Annotated in this window: 18 protein-coding genes; 5 read left to right on the forward strand and 13 right to left on the reverse strand. The window is 53.9% G+C overall.

Annotation, left to right across the window (positions count from 1 at the left end):
- Window positions 1-39: 39 nt before the first annotated feature.
- Window positions 40-477: a winged helix-turn-helix transcriptional regulator gene (locus tag J3P88_RS16455; RefSeq protein ID WP_434570270.1), complete on the reverse strand. Its 438-nt coding sequence runs from the start codon at window positions 475-477 to the stop codon at window positions 40-42.
- A 239-nt stretch (window positions 478-716) separates the two neighbouring features.
- Here J3P88_RS16455 and J3P88_RS16460 point away from each other — a divergent pair, with 239 nt between their 5' ends.
- Window positions 717-1460 carry a YkgJ family cysteine cluster protein gene (locus J3P88_RS16460; protein WP_434570272.1) on the forward strand — a complete coding sequence of 248 codons (744 nt, stop codon included), beginning with the start codon at window positions 717-719 and terminating at the stop codon, window positions 1458-1460.
- 121 nt (window positions 1461-1581) lie between these two features.
- On the opposite strand, the gene J3P88_RS16465 is transcribed toward J3P88_RS16460, so the two are convergent.
- From J3P88_RS16465 to J3P88_RS16505, 9 genes are all read right to left on the reverse strand, one after another.
- On the reverse strand, window positions 1582-2514 hold the full coding sequence (locus J3P88_RS16465) for an alpha/beta fold hydrolase (protein ID WP_434570274.1): 933 nt from the start codon (window positions 2512-2514) through the stop codon (window positions 1582-1584).
- 228 nt (window positions 2515-2742) lie between these two features.
- Window positions 2743-3318 carry a TetR/AcrR family transcriptional regulator gene (locus J3P88_RS16470; RefSeq protein ID WP_434570276.1) on the reverse strand — a complete coding sequence of 192 codons (576 nt, stop codon included), beginning with the start codon at window positions 3316-3318 and terminating at the stop codon, window positions 2743-2745.
- A 440-nt stretch (window positions 3319-3758) separates the two neighbouring features.
- Window positions 3759-5552: a DUF1302 domain-containing protein gene (locus tag J3P88_RS16475; protein WP_434570278.1), complete on the reverse strand. Its 1794-nt coding sequence runs from the start codon at window positions 5550-5552 to the stop codon at window positions 3759-3761.
- A gap of 406 nt (window positions 5553-5958) precedes the next feature.
- Window positions 5959-7314, reverse strand: coding sequence for a DUF1329 domain-containing protein (locus tag J3P88_RS16480; protein ID WP_434570280.1), 1356 nt, complete (start codon window positions 7312-7314; stop codon window positions 5959-5961).
- Window positions 7315-7544: 230 nt separating this feature from the next.
- Window positions 7545-8864, reverse strand: a complete 1320-nt coding sequence (locus tag J3P88_RS16485; RefSeq protein ID WP_434570282.1) for an NADH:flavin oxidoreductase/NADH oxidase family protein — start codon at window positions 8862-8864, stop codon at window positions 7545-7547.
- A 133-nt stretch (window positions 8865-8997) separates the two neighbouring features.
- The gene (locus J3P88_RS16490; protein ID WP_434570284.1) at window positions 8998-9873 is read right to left on the reverse strand and encodes an alpha/beta fold hydrolase; all 876 of its coding nucleotides are present in this window, start codon (window positions 9871-9873) and stop codon (window positions 8998-9000) included.
- Window positions 9870-10796 carry an alpha/beta hydrolase gene (locus tag J3P88_RS16495; protein WP_434570286.1) on the reverse strand — a complete coding sequence of 309 codons (927 nt, stop codon included), beginning with the start codon at window positions 10794-10796 and terminating at the stop codon, window positions 9870-9872. Before J3P88_RS16495 ends, J3P88_RS16490 begins: the two co-directional genes overlap by 4 nt.
- A gap of 14 nt (window positions 10797-10810) precedes the next feature.
- Window positions 10811-11317: a DUF6841 family protein gene (locus tag J3P88_RS16500; protein WP_434570287.1), complete on the reverse strand. Its 507-nt coding sequence runs from the start codon at window positions 11315-11317 to the stop codon at window positions 10811-10813.
- A gap of 11 nt (window positions 11318-11328) precedes the next feature.
- A complete protein-coding gene (locus J3P88_RS16505; RefSeq protein WP_434570289.1) occupies window positions 11329-12120 on the reverse strand; it encodes an enoyl-CoA hydratase/isomerase family protein in 792 nt (263 codons plus the stop codon).
- 129 nt (window positions 12121-12249) lie between these two features.
- Between J3P88_RS16505 and J3P88_RS16510 the strand changes: the two genes are divergently transcribed.
- The 3 genes from J3P88_RS16510 to J3P88_RS16520 all read left to right on the forward strand — a co-directional run bounded on the left by J3P88_RS16510 (window position 12250) and on the right by J3P88_RS16520 (window position 15853).
- Window positions 12250-12915, forward strand: a complete 666-nt coding sequence (locus tag J3P88_RS16510) for a TetR/AcrR family transcriptional regulator (RefSeq protein ID WP_434570291.1) — start codon at window positions 12250-12252, stop codon at window positions 12913-12915.
- A gap of 338 nt (window positions 12916-13253) precedes the next feature.
- On the forward strand, window positions 13254-13949 hold the full coding sequence (locus tag J3P88_RS16515) for a flavin reductase family protein (RefSeq protein ID WP_434570293.1): 696 nt from the start codon (window positions 13254-13256) through the stop codon (window positions 13947-13949).
- A 293-nt stretch (window positions 13950-14242) separates the two neighbouring features.
- Window positions 14243-15853 carry a GMC oxidoreductase gene (locus J3P88_RS16520; protein WP_434570295.1) on the forward strand — a complete coding sequence of 537 codons (1611 nt, stop codon included), beginning with the start codon at window positions 14243-14245 and terminating at the stop codon, window positions 15851-15853.
- 333 nt (window positions 15854-16186) lie between these two features.
- Here the strand turns inward: J3P88_RS16520 and J3P88_RS16525 are convergent, their stop codons facing one another.
- Window positions 16187-17818 (reverse strand): GMC oxidoreductase, encoded by a 1632-nt coding sequence (locus tag J3P88_RS16525; RefSeq protein WP_434570297.1) that lies wholly within the window; start codon window positions 17816-17818, stop codon window positions 16187-16189.
- A gap of 314 nt (window positions 17819-18132) precedes the next feature.
- Between J3P88_RS16525 and J3P88_RS16530 the strand changes: the two genes are divergently transcribed.
- Window positions 18133-18714, forward strand: a complete 582-nt coding sequence (locus J3P88_RS16530) for a TetR/AcrR family transcriptional regulator (protein ID WP_434576498.1) — start codon at window positions 18133-18135, stop codon at window positions 18712-18714.
- Between the two features lie 87 nt (window positions 18715-18801).
- On the opposite strand, the gene J3P88_RS16535 is transcribed toward J3P88_RS16530, so the two are convergent.
- Window positions 18802-20682, reverse strand: a complete 1881-nt coding sequence (locus J3P88_RS16535) for an acyl-CoA synthetase (RefSeq protein WP_434570299.1) — start codon at window positions 20680-20682, stop codon at window positions 18802-18804.
- Between the two features lie 47 nt (window positions 20683-20729).
- On the reverse strand, window positions 20730-21530 hold the full coding sequence (locus J3P88_RS16540) for a crotonase/enoyl-CoA hydratase family protein (RefSeq protein ID WP_434570301.1): 801 nt from the start codon (window positions 21528-21530) through the stop codon (window positions 20730-20732).
- Window positions 21531-21576 lie beyond the last annotated feature (46 nt).

The following is a 21576-nucleotide window of genomic DNA, read 5'->3' on the forward strand; positions in this document are numbered from 1 at the left end:
TATTGCTTCGTCGGACCAACAACAGTCAATATCTACGAGTCATTCAGGCAAAACGACGCGAATTTCCCGAGAGCCGATCGGGCACCCCGTAGTCTCATCAATTGCTACCGCATTGATTTCGGTGCCCGTTTGGGCGTCGAAAAAGCGCACTATCTGTCCCCCGCCCCGATGTTTTCGCCCCCATGCTCCGATCATAAAGAGAACAGGCAGGAAGTCACACCCTGCCTCCGTCAGTACGTATTCGTCACGCGGGGGCCTTTCGGAATAGCGTTTTTTTTCCAGCAAGCCTGCCTCGGTGAGCATTGCCAGCCGCTTGGTCAGCATTGATGGGGCGATGCCTAGGCTTTTTCTAAGCTCATCGAAACGGCGAATGCCGCTGTGTGCATCCCTTAGGATCAAAATGCTCCACTGATCGCCTACCGATTTTAAGGTCCGCTCGATCAGGCAGGAGCTAGAAAGAAATAAATTTTCGTTCATATCGTTTCGATATCGACTCAGTACTGAATTGATAGTAACCTTCGCCGGACAGGCAGTCCAGCACAAAGGAAGCATCGGATGATACATCGCTTTACACCGCCAGCAATCCGGCACGGCCAAGCGACTGCGAACTGCAGGCTTAATTCTCTTTTTAGCTCAGCTGACCGACACAACTCAATAATGAATGTTTCTAAAACAAATGAAAAGTGGCAAATGCAACTTGCACTTGGTGGAATATAATGGAAAACAGCACAGTTCGATATACATGCGTGACCTGTGGAGCTTGTTGTAAGGAAAGGCTGATTCCGTTGACTATAGCGGAAGCCGAAAAATGGCTCGACCGAGGCGATCATGTTGCCATTATACTCGAGGCTTTCAGCTATTTGACAGACCCAGAGATTTCGCCAGAATACATACACAACACTAGTCGAGCCGCTATAGTTAATAAGGACAAGGGACGACTTCACATTATTGCAATTTTTGCAGCCAACGCTTTAAAGCGCTGCCCTAACTTGCAAGAAAATAACCTTTGCGGAATCTACGAAGAGCGTCCATTGGTTTGTAGAATTTACCCAATGGAAATAAATCCTTTTATCGAATTGCGTAAAGAAAACAAGATATGCCCCCCTGAGTCCTGGGGAAATGGTGACATTCTCTGCAGCGACGGCGTTGCTAATCCACCGCTGAGATTGTTGATCAACGAATCAAAACAGGCAGATGTCGACGACGCAGCAGCCAAGGTGGCGATATGTGAGTCTTTAGGGATGAGCGTCGCGAGCTGGAAAGGTGACGGGTTGGCCGTGTACTTCCCCGGAAGTGAGGCATTGCTTGCGGCAATCCAAACTAGAAACTCAAGACAACGCGAGGATGGATATCAATGGAAAGTTCGCACCGATAACGCAGGCTTACGCGAAATTCTACTCGCTGCTGAGATCCCTCTAGCGCCAGGGGAATCTAACGCCTATATATATCAAGCACTGTAGCGTTGCAAAAACCACCTCATCACCAACAGCATCATTACGACACCCGTAGCCGTCAACATCCCGATCTGAATCATAGTCGACGGTTGATCTCTGCATTTCCTGATTTTAGCTATGTGCAGTGTCACTTTGTTATTGGCACTACGCCAACAGCCTGAAGTCCTTCTATCACCATGGCTGCTGCAAACTCCGGATGTTCGAGCGGAAGGAGATGTCCAGCATCCAACATTTGCTCGAACCATCCCGTCGGTTGACGGGAAGTAAGATCACGCCACCGCGTATCGTCGAGGAAAATGGTGCTGCGACCGCGTAGACCAACCACCGGCTTTCGGATTTTTCCAAATATCTGGGCTGGCCATGGTGGGTTTGTATAGAAGTGGGCTTCCCAGTCTTTTGGGAATGTTAGCGTCACCCCTCCATCAGTTTCGTACAACGCCGCGTCAGCGAAGATCTGCAGCCCCCGCTCGGACATGCCGGCGTAAAGCCCGGAACGTCGGCAACTCTCTAAGAAAGCCTGCCGATCTGGCCAACGATCCCGTTTCACACGCGCCTTCGCTGCGGGGCCGATTCGTTGACGAATAAAGTACGGCACGAACCGAAATCCGAAAGACAACCACCGATTTAACATTGCAGGCTCTATCACTACGAGCGCCGAAAAGAGGTCCGGGTGTTCCGCCACTGCCGTCATTGATGCTGTTGCCCCTAGGGAATGGCCAATAGCGATGGTGCCAGGTCCCACTTGTGTAGCGAGCTCGTGGCCCAGATCGGACCACTGGGTGCCAGAGTCGAGTGGAGCTCCGCTCAGAGATCGCATCGGATATGCAGTGACATCAAGATGCCGGGATAAGGCTTTAAGGAAAGGCTCGTAGGCTGCTGGCGGAAATCCATTCGCGTGCAGAAAGCTTGCCGGTGGCCCATCTCCACGAAATCTCAGTGGCTTGGTCTGAAGATCCATAATCTCTCGATTCGTGCGGTCACGCACGACCGCGTTAAGAATAAATAAGTCACCTTGCTTACCGGTTAGGCCTGATGTACGCAGTGTACAAAGGTAGCTCATCTTCTAAGCGACTAGCGTCACACCAATGAAAGATGTCGCTTATGCACGTAACGCTGAATTAGAAACCTGCACATCCACAAGTTAACAGCGGAGGGCCTGCAACTCGCCCCGGTCGAACGACAAATTCATATGGCAAGGGAATGAAGCTGAAGAGGAATGCTTGAGCTGCATCTCGAACAGCGCGAATGTGCTCGTTAAATACGGGCATTCAGTTTTGTGTCTAATCAGCTATGGAGCCTCGAGCAAATCGCGAGTTACCGCCTTTAGCAGGTTATTGGCCCTGTCGCCCTCCCCCAGCGCGCGTGCTAGCACCACAGCACCGACCATCTCAGCAAGGATCGCAGCTGGCGCGCGCGACCGCGATCCCTCCGGCATAGTAGGGGCGATAGCGTTAAGAGACTGAAGGTAACCATCAATAGCGTCGACGAATACCGAGCGCAGCGCCGGATCGTCACGGCGAGCTGAATCAGCCGCCAGCGCGGGAAGAACACACCCGCTAGCTGTTCCGTCGCGATGTTCACACGAAAGATATTGCTCTATCACGATTTTAAAGGCCATTTCGGGCGCGGAAGCAATTTTTTCCTGAAGCATCGCTCGGGTGGCTTCCAGTGCATGCTCGGTAGCCTTGACGATTAGATCGTCCTTGGACGTGAAGTTGCGGTAGAAACCGCCCTGCGTCAGCCCGGCAGCCTTCATCATGTCGGCAATCCCGATCCCGTCATAGCCATGTTCTCGTAGCATAGCAGCGGCGGTATCAACGACTCGCTCGTGATTTTCTTTTGCTTTTTCTCGTGAAACTTTCATCGTTTCCTGATTTGCTTGATCAACTGAGCCAAAATGGTGCTTTTGAGTTCGATCATAATGTAAGCCAAAACCGATATTTTGTCTCGCCTGTTGGTAAGAAACGATGAAAATTCGCCTATCCCCTCCCCTGATCACAGCCAGGCAATGCCACTACATCGGGCTGTACAGGATGTCTCGGTTTGTAGTATTCGAAACGTTCGGTCGCTCTACCGTTGAGATGACTGCGTAACCGAAGCAGTTCAAACATGGGTACAGATCATCTTCTGCGATAGCGATCGTGACAGTGCGACCAAGCCGCCAATACATGCACGGCTAGGTTAGGGCAGGAAACTCACTTTCAATACCGAATACAATGAGGCGGGGAAACGATCAGAAGACACGCATCTCACGACCCCACGCCGCTGAATCGCCTGGTGCAGAATTAGCTTTTTCCAAGATAATCAGAAGTTTACGCCAATGCTTATTGACGCGAAGTCACGATCAACCAGAGTATTGTAGTCACCACCCCAGAAGTTGGTGTAGCTGAGGTTTGCAGTGTAGGTACTTCGATAATCAGCATCGAGACCTACGCTCATGGCTTTGGCTCCTTGGTTGAAAAGACCGTTCGGACCGTAGCCTTTGACGTCGTGCGACCAGGATAGGTTTGGCTTAAGGTTGATCCCGGCAAAGGCGTTGGCATAATCAAGGATGGCCCTGGCGCGGTATCCCCAAGAAGTCGCTGTCACATACCCGTTTGTATCGCCGTTGAAACCATAGGCACCGAACGCTGTGTCACGACCGTAACGCAGATCATTCCGTGACTCCAGACCACCCACGTGTACCACCGCGGCTTCACCGATAATAGTTAGGCGGTCTGCTCCCAGCGCTTGATCGTAGAAATGAGTCAGCGTCGATTGCACCTGAGTGATTTCTTTACGTCTGTAGCCTTTGTTGTCCTCACCTGGTGCTGAGGTAATTGGTGACGCAAGTCCACCGGCGATTGGGTTGAGCAGTGCCCGAGTCAGGTCAGTTGCATTGAGTTGCACCGGAGCGTTCGGCCGGTAGCTGACTTCACCAGACCATGCCGTGCCTTCTGGCAGGGTGGTGGCGAAACTAAGGCCGAACAAACGCACATCTTCGGGATACTCAAGATAGTACCGACCGTTACCGAGCATAACGCTCTGTGCGAGACCTAAACCGCTGCCGGGAGCCAGCCCGTTTGCCGTGGCGATAATGTTCGGAATGGCATTCAAGGTCGCAAGACTAGCAGTTTTGGTGCTCAAGACCGGTGCGCGGCTGTGCAAGTTTTCGAAATAGGCACCGTATTCAGTGCCCTCACCTAACCAACGCAAGGCAATACCGAATTGCCCTTTATTTTTTGGATCGCGCTTGCTACCCCGAGGAACGACCACTCCTTCGGGTGTCACCGTGATCCCCTGTCCAAATGCAGCGGCAACTGGTGCCAGCGGGGCAATGGCCGGGCTGCCAGCGGTGTAGTTGTTGTTACAGCCTTCGGCCAAAACATCGCTACCGAAGAAAGTGCCGCAGTTGTCGACGACGGTTTCTTGCCATTGCAATTGGTAGAAACCCTCAACACTGAGCTGCTCAGTCAGGCTTTGCGAGCCGAACACCATATTAACAGGAATCAGGCCTTCCTTGATTTCAGCGCCGGGACGCCTGAACGCGGAGACGTCGATAGGGTTGATCGAGTTGACGGAGTTACCAATGAAGGTACTTTCACCCCAACTGACGACCTGCTTGCCTAGCCGAACAGCGCCCGGTAGGTCGGCGATAACGTAGTTATGGTAGACGAAAGCGTCGAGCAGCTGGTAACCCGAGGATTTGGCCGCTTCTTTGCGACCGTCATTGCTGACGTTCTTAAAGTCCAGGTCACGGTTCTGCAGCGCGGCGTCATACCAATACTTTCCACGCAAGAACACACCGCTGTCAGCCCACTTCAATTGCAAGTCGTGGACACCTTTAAAAATTTCCGAAAAAGCATCACCTTTATTGAAATTCAAGCGGTTGTCATCGCCCGTGGTCGATTGACCATGGCCACCGTTTGCCGTGCCGATTAGTCCTTGACTGGCGCTTTGCGTGGAAAAACTCACGCCCAGCGACAATGACGAATCGAGTTGAGCGTCGACTTCGCCCATTTTAAATGAAACAGCTTGTGCTTGCGCTGTACAGCCTAACGCGATACCGATAGTCAACGCTTTTGAATTGAAGATGGCACATCTTATTATTGTTTTCATGTGTTTTCCTAGTTGGTTATAGACGCGCACAAGTGCGTCACACCTCTGAGTTCAATATTGGAGATACAATGTCGACGGATACACTTTATAAATTGGTCTGGCTGGCCTGATGATTTCGTGGATGCTAGTTGAATTACCCTAATGCCCTCATGGGGAAGCAAATCCCCTCGTTAGAGAATCACATGGCATCCGCCACGGATCTGCAGTGTCCTCCCCCACGTCTTCGCCACTACGCCAGTATCAGGCAATAGCTCCGCCTGCCTAAACCGTCCATTTACCGGCTATGGCGAAAACGTCAAAGAGACAGTTATGAAATCCCGATTATTCATTACGATGGGCCAGGCATTCAGAAGGATCTAGATTGGAAAACCTATCTCGCTATGCCACGGCATTATCAGACGTACCGTTAACGTATTCCCGCCTGACGCAGAGCCGCAGGTGTAAATGAACTTTCCTGCAAGTCGGCCGGCCTGAACGCCCAAGAATGCGGACTTTCGTTCTTTAATCCTATGACGTGATATCGTCCCGCAACCAAGTCGTACAATGTTTCGATCGTGTACCACGGTAGTTGTTTATGGTAGTAAAACTGCGCGTGAGCCTCGCCGACACGCCACAATGTGCCGCGACCGTCATAGTGGTCAACTTCTGCAACCAGCCAACTGTCCTCATCGATGTAAAAGTCTCGTTTGGCGTAGATATGCCGCATTTCCGGTTTCAGTGTCGCAGTTACGTGCCAGACTCGATGCAGCTCATAACGAGTTAGATCCTGATTAACATGCCCCGCCTTGATGATTTCGTCGTACTTTAAAGATGGTGAATCGAGACGATAGCTATTATAAGGAATGTACATTTCTTTCTTGCCCACCAACTGCCAGTCGTAACGATCAGGCGCTCCATTGAACATATCGTAGTTGTCCTGGGTGCGCATGCCATCAGAAGCTGTACCGGGTCCATCATAGGCAACCTGTGGCGCGCGACGCACACGACGCTGGCCCGCATTGTAAATCCAGGCTGAACGCGGCTCTTTCACCTGATCAAGTGGCTCGTGTATCAGTGTAACGTCACCCGCCAGGCGTGCTGGAGAAGTAACAGAGATTTTGAGGTAAAACTTAAGATTGTCCGGCGGATTCTTCATGTCGAAAAAGGGCATGATTTCGTCATCCATCCGCACCATGGTGTAAGCACCGTCTGGCATGGGTGAAACTACGTTGAAGTCACGACGCATACTCTGGGCATAATGGTTTTGGTGATTGCTTATTACCTCCAAGCCGTTTTGTGGGATCGGGAAAGGAATACCCCCATGAAAGTTTTCCACGCCGTTACCCCCCGCCACCAAATTTACTTCTGTGGCGTTCTTTCGGGTCATATCGAACCAGTTCTGAGGAAATCCAGCGGTCCGATGAGTCTTGAATACCGGCATCCGATATGTTTCCGGATAGCGCTTGAACATCGCCTGTTGTCCTGGCGTTAGACGTTCCTTGTACTTGTCCATATTCTGCGCGGTAATTACGAACAGCGGCTTTTCCGCGGAGAAGGGATCGGCTAGGAAACCTTTACTGTCAACGGCGCCGGCATTCTGCGGCAGACCGCCCTCCCATGCGGGGATCTCTCCACTTGCGTTGCCAGCTTTCTCGGCCCCTGCTGGGGTCAAAGATGTACCTAACTTAGGCACTTCGCTAGGCGGAACTGCAGCGAAAATAGGACTGCAGAACAGACCGAAGGCCAGCGATATGGCTGTTAACGATTTTATTGTTGTTGTCATTGACGCTACTCCATCTCTTGTTTTTGAGAAAACGTCGTCCACACCGCAATGGATTCTCGGGCGTCAGACGACAAACACATCAATTTTTGCAGTAGTCAGTTCCTCCGCTCGTAATGGGGTGTTCCTTTAAATTATTTTCAGACGAGGGTTTCCATACCGTTGTCTACGAGGCGCTCGCGCCTCCTCGGCTGTCGCATATGAGAGGTAAGGAGTCGAACCGCCTTCCGTGCCTAATTGGAGTGACGACGAACCCGACGCATGTGCCAGGCGGTCACATGTTCATCATATTGGTAGCGCATGAATGCGCTGAAAACGCCGCGCCCCCGCACTGGCGCTAGGCCGTCGCTGAGCCGCGCGATCTGCTGGTAATACCATCCCTGCTGCCCGAGCAAATTGACCGCCTTAAACAGCATGACTTTGCTTGTCGGCCCGAACACGCCCGTTCCCCAGCGCAAGTCGCGCTCGTAGCCTGGTAGCGTGCTGAGCTCACCGGTTAAGAGGCGCTTCGGCACGTCAGGATCAGTGCATAGGGGGCGGCCGAGGCCGATCACGTCAATATTGTCCTCGATCATTGCCAGTTCCATGCCTTCGAGCGTGCGAAAGCCACCGGTAACCATCATCGGCATCGTCGCTACTTGACGGATAGCCGCCGCATACTCTAGAAAATAGGCCTCACGCCGGCGCGTGCTGTCAGCTTTGGGCATTTCCTCCGCAGTGCGCTCATCGCCAATTGCGCCGATCAAGCGCGGCTGTTCATAGGTACCGCCGGAAACTTCCAGCAGGTCAATACTGCTGTCGTTGAGCCAGTGCACTACCTGCAAGCATTCCTCATGAGAGAAGCCGCCCTTCTGAAAGTCGGAGGAATTCAGCTTGAGTCCTACAGGGAAGTCGGGACCAACCGCCTTACGCGTCGCCTTGATTACCTCCAACAGGAAGCGCGCGCGATTCTCAAGACTGCCACCCCAAGCATCGGTGCGGCGGTTGGTAACTGGCGACAGGAAAGAGCTAATTAGATAACCGTGAGCGCCATGAATCTGTACCCCAGTGAAACCCGCTTCGCGTGCGGTGCGAGCCACCGACGCAAAGCGCTGAATGAAATCTAGAATCTCCTCCTCGCGCAGCGCTCGCGGACGCCGGTAGTTACCTGCAATATCAAGCTGTACAGCAGAGGGAGCCAAAGGCTCGCTAGCGACATACCAGGGAGACTGCCGGCCAGCGTGACTAATCTGCATCCACAAGTGGTTACCATTGACCGTTCCGGCCCGCGCCCAGGCTTCCAGCCGCACCATGGATTGTGGATCTGGCATCGCCGGATCAATGGCTACATTACCGGGACGCTCCATCACCCGCCGGTCGATCATCACATTACCCGTGAGCAGCAGGCCCGCGCCGCCTTCTGACCAGGTGCGATACAGTTGCGCGTGGCGATCAGTCGCGCGCAGATACCGATCAGCGATACCTTCGGTCATAGCAGCTTTGCAAATGCGGTTAGACAGAGTCGCGCCACAGGGCAATTGTAGAGACTGAGAGAGTGGATTCTTGTTGTTCATGTTGACTCCAGAATCAGCAGGTCGGAGAACCCAATCGCCGCGAGTGGTTGGACTTCTGCTCGTCAATGAGCCTCGGTAAATAGGGCGCAACTAAACTTGCAACGAAACGGCCTCTGATTGCATGTGAGAGTATTCACCAGAGCATCGCCTCTCGATCTAACACCGGTTCAGAAGCGAGAAAAGACTTCAACAGCGATGCAAATTCCCACGGTGCCTCCCGTGGTGCGAGGTGAGCGACTTCAGGAATCAGCTCATACTTCGCCCCAACGATTTCGTTGGCGATGAGTGCGGCATGCTTGGCTGGAGGAAGCGCTTGATCGCAAGCGCCAGCAACTACAAGCGTAGGAATTCGAATGAGATGAAGATGGCGAAGGAGGTCTTCGCGCTTCACCAACACAGACGTTACGGCACGTGAAAGCGCAACCTTATTAAGGTCGTTAATCTCCTGAGCCAGTCGGCTCGCGAACTCTGGGTCTTCTCTGCGCTTTCGGTCCCCGAGGAGATTTACAATTGCCATTTCCCCCAAGCTTCCCGATAAGCCGAAACGCTGGGGAAAACCAATGCGGATCAATTGGGAAACGACACCGTCGCGGAGCCGAATCATGGCGCTCGTACGGGATGCGGATGTATTACTAAGCACCATGGAGCTCACGCGATCAGGCGCGATAATTGCCGTCTGCAAGGCAACAAAACCGCCCCAAGATATGCCTAGAAATGCCGCGCGCTGTACACCCTCATTATCAAGTATCTGCAGAGCAGCTTCACTGCACTGGCGCAACGAAAACCGCGGCGGCGGTAAACCGCTTGCACCATGTCCCGGTGGATCAATGAGGATGGTTCGATAACCGAGGGCATGCAGTGTGGCTAGCTGCGGTTCCCAAGACGCATGTCCACTCGTGAACAGACTCGGCCAGAGCAGTGCTGTGGCGTGCCAACGATGGCCATTCGAAACATAAAAGCTGACGCGCCCCACAGCGGTATGGACGGACTTCATCGTCTCACGGTTCATGACGATTCCTGACCTCTTTCCAAGAGATGGCGCTCAAACCATTCGAGTGCCAGCTTGCTGCTGCGGTCGTATCCATCAAAATAAATCCCGTAGTGGTCGATGCCTGGAATCACTTCATAGCGCGCAATCTGGCCATGCTTTTCCTTCAATATCTCGTAAGCTCGCCCACTGTTCTCAGAGATCGCGAACATCTTTTCCTCTCCCGCATCAATCATCGACGTTGGGACGCTAAGCCGGTCCAACTGGCTGAGCGGGTTGTACTGCGTCCACTTGCCCAGGTCGGCAAATCCCGGAAGCCCAGGAGCCGGATCGAACCCCTGCGCGACCGGATCGTAGCTGCCACGCGCGGAGGCAATTGCCCTTTGCTTAGCAAGCGCCAACATCGCGCCAGAGAGTGGAGCAACATTGGCGACCTGCACGCTCAAGGCCCGAATACGTGCGTCATTTGCAGCACAGTGCATCGCTGTGCCGCCGCCAAAACTGGTCCCCCAAGCGCCTATCCGCTCGGGGTCGACACCGGGTTCACCTTCGATGTAATCGACGGCAGCCAGGAAGTTCTGAATCCAGGCAATGGGGTCAACAACGTCACGAACAAGATCAACTTGCGGCGAGGCGTCGACGGAAATTTCCAACCTGGTCTCGCGGCGCATCCGAATCTGGGGGGCCGATCCAAACCAAGTCGATTGCGTAAACGTCAGCGCAATCATCCCGGCTTCTGCAAATTTTGCCGCGTAACGCTCGCCAGTGAGCTTGCTACCGCCGAAGCCGTGACAGAGCACTATTGCTGGCGCAGAAGGTTGCGCTACGCGCGGACGGTAAACATCGCCATCAAGGGCAACGCCGCTACTCCAAATCGTGACCTTTTCACGCATGACGGAATCAGGCATCACTAAGGGCGGATAAATTGGCTCACTTAAACTCATCGCTTTTCTCCTAACTAGCGTGGCCAGACTTCGGCCAAGGTGGCCTTGTCCATGGCGAGCGCTTGAGTGCCAATGACGCGCCATCCCTTGGGGCTACGTGCAATCTCGAAGTGAACCGCGACACGCATGATTTCGCTTTCATCAGCCCTACGTCTCGACCAGATAACCTCTACGGCAGCGCCAACGGAGCTGTAAACGAACACTCGCTTATCCGGTACAACCGTGTGGCTGTAACCCGCTTCTTTGAGTGGCCCATGGTTCATTTCCAGAAATGTAAGAATGTCTTTTTCTTCCAGACACCAGAAAGATTGACCCAAGCCAGTAACATGCAGCGGTGTGCCCCAGTACTCGAGAATAAATTCAGGGCCCTCGCCAGACTGGCCATTGCCGGCAGCAACCCAGCGCGGCAAGTAATCATGAAAGAACCACTCGATTACATCCGCGCGGGTTTGCTCCAAATCGCCCAGAGCTTCTGGCTTTACGTTTTTCAGAACATCCAGATTCGCATCGACTGCACTCATCATTAGCTCCTTTACTTACCGTCGAATTTCAGAACTGGACGCTCAACGCCACGACGCAAAGCGTCCTGTGCCGATGCGATGCCACGACGGGCATCTGTCGTCTGGATCAACTCTTCAGCCATTGCGGGAAGTAGCTCATCAGCGGCTTCGATACCACCGGTTGCCCATGCGCCAAGCATCTTTTTATGGCCAGCGTGAGCCCGAGTTGGACCTTTGGCTAAGCGAGCCACCCATGTGTTGGCCACATCGTCAAGATAACCATCAAGAGCGATTTCGGTGATTACACCCGCAGCATGCATCTCTGCAGCTGACACGTGCTCAGAGGTAAGCGCCCAACGCATAGCGCGTGTACGGCCCGCACGCTCAGCCACGCGCTGGACTCCACCAAGCAAGGTAACAACCCCCAAGCTCTGCTCTGGGTGGCCGAACACAGCCTTCTCTGACGCAATGATCACGTCAGCCCGAAGCACTAGTTCGAAACCACCTCCTAGACACCTGCCCTGGACGGCGGCGACTACTGGAACCGGAAGCTGCTCGAATGCATTGAACAGCTGAATGGCTGCAGCGAGTTGGTCATGCATTTCACCTGGCCCCAGCTCGAGCCATCTGCTGATGTCACCACCAAAACTAAAGTTCGGTCCGTCCGCCCGAACCAAAAGTACCCGGATATCTCGATCTTCATTGACCCTGCGGACAACATCCATGAAGCCCGCCATAAGCTCATTGCTGAGCCTGTTTTGCGGAGGATTGTTGATGGTTAGTGTCGCAATGCCATCAGCAATCTTGATTTCAAGCCCAGCCATGGTTAGCTCCTCAAGCGCACGGATTAATGGAACTATTAAGTTCCTTTAATCGAACTTAGCGCTGATAAGTTCATGTGTCAAGCAGGCTCAACGTGCGATAGTTCAGGCATCGAAAACAGGAATCCCCAATTGACCTACTCCGTTTCTACCCAAGCAACGCCATCCAGAATCAGCCCTGGGCGTCCGCCAAAGGCCCAGGCTGAAGCCCGTCGCGCGCACCTTCTTCGTGTCGCAACCGACGAGTTCCTTGCTGAGGGCTTTGGCAACGCCAATGTGGATCGCATTGCTCGCAAAGCTGGTGTTTCGAAGAAAACCATCTATGCCCGCTACCCCAACAAGGAAGCGCTCTTCTTCGCAGTTGTGGATGAGATCGCAAATGCATCTCACGGATTATTGGCTGCCGACATGGCTGCTGCTGATGGAGACCCTGAACGTGTGCTTCTGGCGTTCGGATTGAGAATTGCCACGACCTGGACATCGCCACTTGAGCTTGGGATATACCGTCTTATCCTTTCTGAAATACCGAGGTTCCCAAGCCTGGCTGCACTCTACAATCGCGAGATGGAGCTCTTTCGCAGCACGCTACTGGACTACCTTCGCAGACAGATTGATCAAGGCAATTTTGTTATCCCTGATCTTCCTAAATCAGTACGCCAGTTTGGGTTGCTGGTGTATGGCGAGGCTAGAGAGCGTGCCCTCCTAGGCGAGCAGCAAACGGCTGAAGACGTCAATGCACTTGTGCTAAGTGGTGTTCGGCTATTCGTGGCTGGCTATTCGAAAAAGACGCGGGAATAAGCCAACGAAATCTGCTGATTTTTTGGGGGCCAGGTACACCCCCCCCTCTCGCCGAGGAAGCATAGAAGCACTCCGACCTGCCAAGCGCTATTTCAGCCCTAACTCGGTCGGGATCAATGCTCACCCGGACGATTGAAGCCTCACCGCGCTAACAAGCCACGCGCCTAATACCCGTAGACTATTCTCCTGCTCAACCATTAGATCTTGACAGTGATAAGATTTGTTCATAGCCTGAACTTCGCTCACGCACAGGTCCTGAAGCGCTGAGCGATGTCCGCCGTGAACCCGACAAATTCACATCAGCGCAAATCAACCGCTAAAAAATTAGGAGTCGCCGAATGCTCATTCCGGCAGCAGGTCTCGACCATACGTCCGCCTACAAACTAATGATCGGTTCGATAATTCCCCGGCCGATAGCATGGGTCAGCACTCTGTCCTCGGGTGGAGTGGCGAATCTTGCCCCCATCTCATTTTTTACCTGCGTCCCCGGTGGCGTATCGCTCACCATCCAGCCGAAGTCTGACGGGTCTTTAAAGGACACCTTCATCAACATTCGCGATACCGGAGAATTTGTCGTCAACATGGTGACGCTTCCCCAAGTCTTTGAGGTTCACACCACCGCGAAGGACTTCGAACCGGATGTGGACGAGTTCGACATCACTGGACTGACCAAAGTCGAGTCAACATCGGTCAGTCCACCGCGTGTGGCGGGCAGCCCAGTGGCGATGGAGTGCAAAGTGAACAAGATCTTCGAGGCCCCGGGCGGTCAACACGTGGTATGGGGATACGTGATCAACTTCCACATCCGCGACGACATTTACGTCAACGGCCGAGTGGACTTCGGAGCAATTGCTCCAGTGGGTCGACTCGCCGCGGAGTACACACTGGTGGATAACGCGTTTGTACCACCCCTGGAACCTGCCTTATTGGCCGAGCGCTCTGCCCGGCGAATGATCAGACTCGATGGTGAAGACGAATATTTTGCCGCCGTCGAAACGTCGTCGTGGTCATCCTCAGGCTCCGTCAAGGACTGACTTGCAGCGTCCCGGTCACCCCATTGATGGTCGAGGGATACGCGCTACGGGTCTTTACGATGGTGATCAGTGCCGGAAACGTGGACCACCGGTTCCGACCGATTAACAACCCTGGCATAGCGATGGGAACAGTGCTGAGCCTGCTATCACCTTCGTTTTTGACCATGGAGGAGAACCATCCAGATATCGGACTCGTTTCGTCATCTGAGAGTTGGTCACAGCACGTTTCCTTCTTTTCAACTGCCCTCAAGGAAGCAGCTAAGAGTTCCTATTACGACTGAGAGAAGACCGGCATGACAGACTCTTTTATGGATTTTGATTGGTTGATTGTTGGCTCAGGTTTTGGCGGTAGCGTCTCGGCATTACGTCTGGCAGAGAAAGGCTACCGAGTGGGCGTTATCGAACGTGGCAGACGATACGGCGACAAAGATCTACCTAAGTCGGCCTGGCAGTTCAGCAAACATTTATGGGCGCCAGGCCTGGGCCTGAAAGGCATTATGAGTAATATGCTGTTCCGCCACGTACTTACTAACGGACAAAACGGCGTTGGCGGAGGTAGTCTGGTTTACGGCGGCGTTTTATTCCGCGCTCGCCCCGAGTTCTTCCAAGATGCACAGTGGGCTGGTCTTGGTGACTGGAGTGTGCGGCTACAACCACACTACAAAGAAGCGGAGCGTATGCTGGGCGCGAATACTTCGCCCTATGGGTCGTTCAATCAAAAGCTCTCCCAAGAAATGGCGGAACATTTCGGAGACAAGGAGAGTTACTCCCTTGCGCCAGTGGCTGTGTTTTTCGGAGAGTCGGGTAAGACTGTCAAGGACCCCTACTTCGGCGGAGAAGGTCCTGATCGCACCGGCTGCACGCGTTGCGGTGAATGCTTGATAGGTTGCCGCACGGGAGCAGCCAACTCGCTGACAAAGAACTATTTATGGTTCGCTGAGAAGAAAGGTGTCCAGGTTCTACCTGAACGCCAAGTTGTCGACGTAACGCCTATCAGTGCCAAGGATGGCAGTGACGGTTATCTTGTGACGACAGAACGTCCTGGAGCCTGGTTCAATCGGGATAGACAGGTACATACTGCGCGCGGCGTAGTCTTTGCTGGCGGAGCGGTCGGAACCAACACTCTGCTGGCTAACTGTAAACATAGGGGCTCCCTGCCTCGCATCAGCGATCGGCTTGGTGATTTGGTGCGTACCAACAGCGAGACCGTAGTAGGCGCGCGCATGCCGGAGAGTAACCAGTCCTGGAAAGATGTGACGGTGAGCAGCCGCCTAACGATTGATGGGGATACTCAGGTCGAGATCCTAACCTACGGTCCCAATGCGGACTTCTACAGCCTATTTTTCACCCAGCTTGTTGGCGATGGAAACCGCCTCACCCGGCCATTTAAGTGGGTGGGCAACATGGTGAAGCACCCTGTAAACGCGCTGAAATTACTGTGGCCCTTCGGCTGGAGCAGAGACACCTTGCTGATGTTAGTCATGCAGGCGCGGGACAATTCTATAAGGTTGCGGGCAAAGAAGCGCTTGTTCGGGCGAGGCTTCAGGATGGTCACAGAGGAAGCTCTGGAGAAGCCCGCACCGGTCTTCGTTGAAGCCGGTCACCGGGCAGCCCAATGGCTGGCTCAGCGCACTGGGGGCATTCCATTAAGCAGCGTAGCTGAGGTGGTTAACATTCCCACAACGGTACATATATTTGGCGGTGCGTTTATCGGCAAGGATGCGTCAAGTGGCGTAGTCGATGAAAACTTGCATGTGTTCGGTTACCAGAACTTGTTGGTTTGTGATGCTGCTGCCATGCCCGCGAATCCTGGGGTAAACCCGGCATTGACCATCACAGCTATCGCCGAATACGGCATGGCGCAGATACCAGCGTCGATTCGAGGCGCTATCAGCACCGTTTGATAGGCCCCTGGCGCGTGCGCCGTTGCGCGCGCCCGACCAGGCAGGCTCCTTGGTGATATTTGACGTATTCATGGTTTGTTGACCAAAGCCCGAAATAGTTGATGCGCTGACATCATTGATCAGTCGCAGCATCCATCCACCTCAACGTCCTGCCATCAAGGGGGATAATCATAATCTCGAATGGTTGGTGACATGGGCTTGCTGCGCAAGGATGCGGCATTGGGTACTAACTATCCAAACGCGATCAAACTCATTCACCAAGACGCCCATAAGTAACCGCCTGCTAATCAAGAGCGCCCACGGTGGCGAACATCTTGGTGACTAATGGGCCACCTATATACTTGGGACCATTGACGCTTCTTCAAGTCGCGACGACTTGGCCAGTGGAATCCGTGCCATTGCAAACTCTGCGAGCGCCGTGATCGTGAGCGACGGATTCACACCGGGATTCGCCGGAACTGCTGAGCCATCGCACACCAACAGGTTTTGATAGCCGAAGATGTGCAACTGGTGATCAATAACTCCGCTAGCAGCATCCACACCAATCACCGCGCCGCCGATCAGATGCGCCGTGTTTGGGATATTACCCAGCGCCTCGAATGCGTTGCTCTGAGCGATGCCGCCGGTATGTTTGGCGAGCCACTGCGCTGCCTGATTGCCGACTTCGATGTAGCTAGGATTGGGCTTGTCGCGATCTTGCTCGGTGATGAGGCGGTAACCTCGACCAAACCAACGTTTTCGCGCGCGAAAGGCAATGGCATTATCCAATGCTTGCATTACCAGCAACATCACTGTGCGTCGGCTCCAACCGATGGGCAGGATTGTTTTCAGCCATTGAAATGGATGCAATAAGATACTGCCCAGCCATTTAATCGGGCGCGTCAAGCGGGTACCGTCACCGACCAGTACCGTGTAACTCAGGCTCATGAAATCGGCCTTCGGCCCCCAATTAACTAGTTCGATATGGGTGTCGTGGTTAACGTGTACGCTGCTGCTGATAGAAACGTCATTCCAAGTCTTGCGATCTTCGGGCAGACGTACGGTCAGGATTGACTCACTGTTGGTGCGTACAAGTTCTCCGAGACGGTCGCTGATTCTTGGAAGCGAACCACCGTGCTTGCAGTTAGCTAGCAACTCATTGGTGCCCAGTGCTCCACTGGCAAAGATTACACCACGTGCGGTATGCGTCTGTCTGTCGCGGGCGAACCAAGCACCGGGCCGCTCAGTGGTAACCAAGTAACCATCAGTACCGTCCACCGCTCCCAGCGGCTTCACATCGACGACCTGGTGTTCTGCAAAAATTTTCACACCGAGTTTCTCGGCAAACCAAAGGTAATTTTTAACCAGCGTATTCTTGGCTCCGACCCGGCAACCTATCGAGCAATTGCCGCAACGCGTACAGCCGGTGCGCTCAGGACCCGCGCCACCAAAGTAGGGATCGCGAACGGTTACGCCCTGCTCGCCAAAATACACTGCGCAAGGCGTGCGCATGACCGTATCTTCGGTGCCGAAGTGACGCGCCATTTCGCGAGTCAATTGCTGGTTGACGGAGTCGAATGGGACCGTCTTAACACCGAGCATTTGCTCAGCAGTGTCGTAGTGCTGCTGCAGCAATTCGCTCCAATCGCCGAGCGCTCTCCATTGAGGATTGTCAAAGAATTCCGGTTTTGCGCGGTACAGCGTATTGGAGTACACGAGGCTACCACCACCAACGCCGGCCCCTCCTACAGCGCTGACGTGGCGAAACACAGCCATGCGCAAAATCCCCTTTAGACCAATTTTTGGCGCCCAGAGGAATTTGCCTAATTGCCACGCTGACTTGGCGAAATCTTCGTCGCGATAGCGCCGGCCGCGTTCAAACACCCCGACGCGATAACCCTTTTCCGCAAGACGTAACGCCGAGACGCTGCCTCCGAAACCGGAGCCAATCACTAACCAGTCAAAGCCGAAAGCAGAGTCTTTCAAAACACAGTTCCTTTTGGTAGTTGTGAATCTGCAAGCTGAGGCAAAAAACGCCAACGACATGTGTTGATCGAATCGCCCTAGCCCACCCAGTTAAACTAATACCAAAGGCCAGCAAAGGCGTCTGGATCCCAATTCTTTATGCTGACTGACACGACTCGATGGAGCCTTCAGGGACGGCGGTAACGTAGCGCCGCCAAGTGGTGATCAGCATGTTAAAGTTCCCCCTGTTCAAACCCATTTAGGGGGCGATTACTTCCAGCCCAGGCCTTACATTTATGACCAAACCCTCCCCTGTTACACGCGATACATACCATGTGGGCAACTTGGCGTTTCTGCTGCTTGAAGCAGCTCGAGAGATGCTCGAAGAGGTCGGGCCAGCCCAGCTCTCGCTGCGGGCCGTGTCCAAAAGAATTGGTGTCAGCTCAGCGGCCACTTATCACCACTACGCGAATCGGGCAGACCTGATTGGTCACTTGGCTGCCCAAGGTTTCCGCGAACTCGCAAAGGTATTTATGCAAACCGATGTCGACCGCACCAGCCTGCAGAGCCAACGCAATATCAGCGTGGGCTACTTCAATTTCGCCCGCAGCAATCCAGCGCTGTATCAACTCATGTTCGGCCCCGAGATCGCCAGCGGCGAAATGATCCCGGAGCTGCGTGTTGCTCGAGAGGAAGCCTTTGTCGCGCTCAAGCGCAGCATCGCCGATTATCTCGAACAGGATCTTGATTCTGGAGAGGTCCGGAGGGCCTCCCTCGCCGGCTGGTCGTTCATCCACGGCCTCTCCTCCCTCGCCCTAAATAACGCCCTACGGATTCCCGAAGGTGCCACCGATGAGAGCTTCGTAGACAGAACGTTGCAGGGGCTCGAGCATCTACTTAGCGCCTGGAAAAAGTAGTGGGCAATTATCAGAGAGCCGCCCCCTACCCGTCTGACTGCATAAATGATCTAGATGCATCTTCGCTCCTTGCATGGTTGTAAGCGACTACACCGCCTCACTGGAAAAGGCATACCCGGCCAGAGCCTCAGCCAGAGCAGTTACATCGCCAATTCCCCGGTATTGGGCAACGATCCCTCGCGTAGCATCCTGTTCTACCCGCACGTACTGAAGCTCCATCCCGAGCGCAGCCGCTTCTCGATATACAAGTTGTTGGACTTCACGCAAAAGAAGTGCGGGCTTAAAGATTTTGCCGATTGCCGTCAGCGGAAAGGCATCGATTAGGATTACTTCCTTGGGAACGGCGGCTCGCTCGGCAATGTGCAGGGAGGCATATTCCTGCAGTTCGTCCACGCGCACCTTGACGCCGGTGCGTAGCTGTACATAGGCGACCGGCAATTCACCGGCATAGCTATCCGGGCGGGCCACGGCTGCACACATCGCCACCGCCGGGTGGGCCGCAAGTACATCCTCGATACTACGCGGGTCGATATTATGCCCACCGCGGATGATCAGTTCCTTCTTGCGCCCGGTAAGCCAGAAATAACCTTCACCATCGCAACGTCCGAGGTCGCCTGTGTTAAACCAGCGTCGACCATCTGGGGAATCGAACCAGGCGCCCTTGTTGTGCGTCTCGTCAAGGTAGCCAGCAAAAACGTTGGGTCCACTGATACATATAATGCCAACCTCGTCGACCTCCGAATCGCGCAACCATCGCCCTTGCTCATCCAGCAACATGGCACGCATATTTTGCCAGGGGATGCGCATGCCGACGGACCCCGCACGGGACTCACCGCTATCGGGATTGACCGACGAGGCACAGGTGCCCTCAGTCAGTCCGTAACCTTCGAGAATGCGTTGCCCAGTGTGCCGCTCAAAGCGGCGAATAATTTCTGCCGGCATCGGGGCAGCACCGCAGATAGCGACCGTCAGAGAGCTGGTATCCCATTCGCCTACCGGCACCTGCATCAGCGCGGAAAAGATGGTCGGTACCCCCGAGTAACTGCTGACTTTGTGGGTAGCGACAATCTCCCAAAAGCGCGGAATCAATTGTGGGGTCCGATAGCCTGCTGGAGTTGCGAGCAGGACATGGCCGCCTGCGGCAAAAACTGCCAAACCAGTAAGTATCAGTCCATTTACGTGGAACAGAGGCAATGCCGTAAGTACGGTAAGCCCTTCGCCCAGCACCGAGCCACCTACCGTCGCTTCCAACTGACCGCAGAAGAGTACTTCGTTGCGCTGGCTATGGCGGGCAATTTTGGGCACTCCCGTAGTGCCTCCGGTGCAAAAATAGGCAGCCATGTCGTCCAACTTTGGCGGCGCGAAATTGAGCTGCTTTCCAGATTCATTCAGCAAATCACGATTGAAGTCATATACGGGCAATCGACCGAGTCGCCCCTTCAGCTGGGTGTCGGGAGGCTGCGGTAGATAGCGCCTCACATCAACTACCAGCACACCGAGCAAATCTGGCAGTTCAGCGATGGCCGCTTGGACGCGCGCCCAAATATCTGCATCCGAGTCGGCGCTCACAGTAACCAGCCAGCGTGCCTTGGCCGCACGCAGCAACTCAGCCATCTGAACACCTTCAAGTTGGTTGTTCACGGCAAAGGCGATACCCGCGGTCTGGGCGCCCCACGTGGCAATGTGTGTCTCCGGCAAACTGGGCATGACCAGCGCAACCACATCCTCCCTTTGCACGCCTAGGCGGTGAAACAAATTAGCGGCACGGGTAATATCGGCGAGCAACTCTGAGTAGCTCCAACGGACAGGTTGCGCGTGATCCTCGACGCGCAGAAAGAAACTCAGCGCAGTAGTGTTCGCATACTGATTGGCACTGCGCTCGAATAGGGCGTAAGTACTAGCAACGCTGCTGTTCGGCAGTGGCGCAGACTCAATGGAACGAATGTCTTGGAAGTGACGGATCATCATGAGCTACCTTTGAAATCCAAAGACGGTTGGCAATTCATCCACAACGCTCACCAGGATCGGTTGAGGTAATTCTGCTGTGGATCGCCCAACCGTCGCTTAACTGCGATGGCCTGATTCGGCCTCCCAATGATTCTGCGTTGCCAGAGCCGCTCCAACCTTAGTGAAGAGGAGTTTGATGCGCTCCAGGCACTGACAAGGAGCCGCTTACCGGCTGCTATAGCGTCAGGAGATTGAGTTTCAAACTCTTTGCAGAGTTGTCGGGCCGCGTCCAGCGGGCTTTCCGCAACGTGCGTGATAAGACCTAGCTCTTTCGCTTCGTGCGCACCGAGGACGCGACCGGAAAAAGTTAATTCCATTGCCTGGTCTTTAGGAAGCAGCTCCCTCAGTAGCACGGTACCTCCCATGTCCGGCACTAGCCCCCAGTTAGACTCCATAATCGATAACTTAGAATTAGGAGTGGCAACCCGGATGTCCGCCCCCAGAGCTATCTGCAACCCAGCGCCGAAACAGTTGCCATGGATGGCCGCAATCACGGGTACGCTAAGCGTTCGCCATACCATAGAAACCTTTTGGTAACGGTTCATGGTTGGTTTCCAAAGTGGTAGGAAACTCAAAAATCTAGCAAGCCGTCCGCCTGCCATAACTGCTTTTAGATCCATACCTGAGCAGAATGATGGTCCGTTACCGGTGACGATTACAGCGCGGATTTTATGATCAGACTTCAGGTACTCCCCACAAGCAATAAGCTCCAGCAGCATCGGTGTAGTGAGTGAATTGTGTTTGTCAGGGCGATTCAAGTGAACTATTGCTATCCCCCCTTCATGCTTTAACTCAACGTAGTTCCACATGACTACGCCTCCCCCGAAAGACTTGGCGCCACAATTTGTATGCGGT

This window comes from Pseudomonas sp. Z3-6, assembly GCF_051131985.1.
Lineage (GTDB): Bacteria > Pseudomonadota > Gammaproteobacteria > Pseudomonadales > Pseudomonadaceae > Aquipseudomonas > Aquipseudomonas zanjanensis.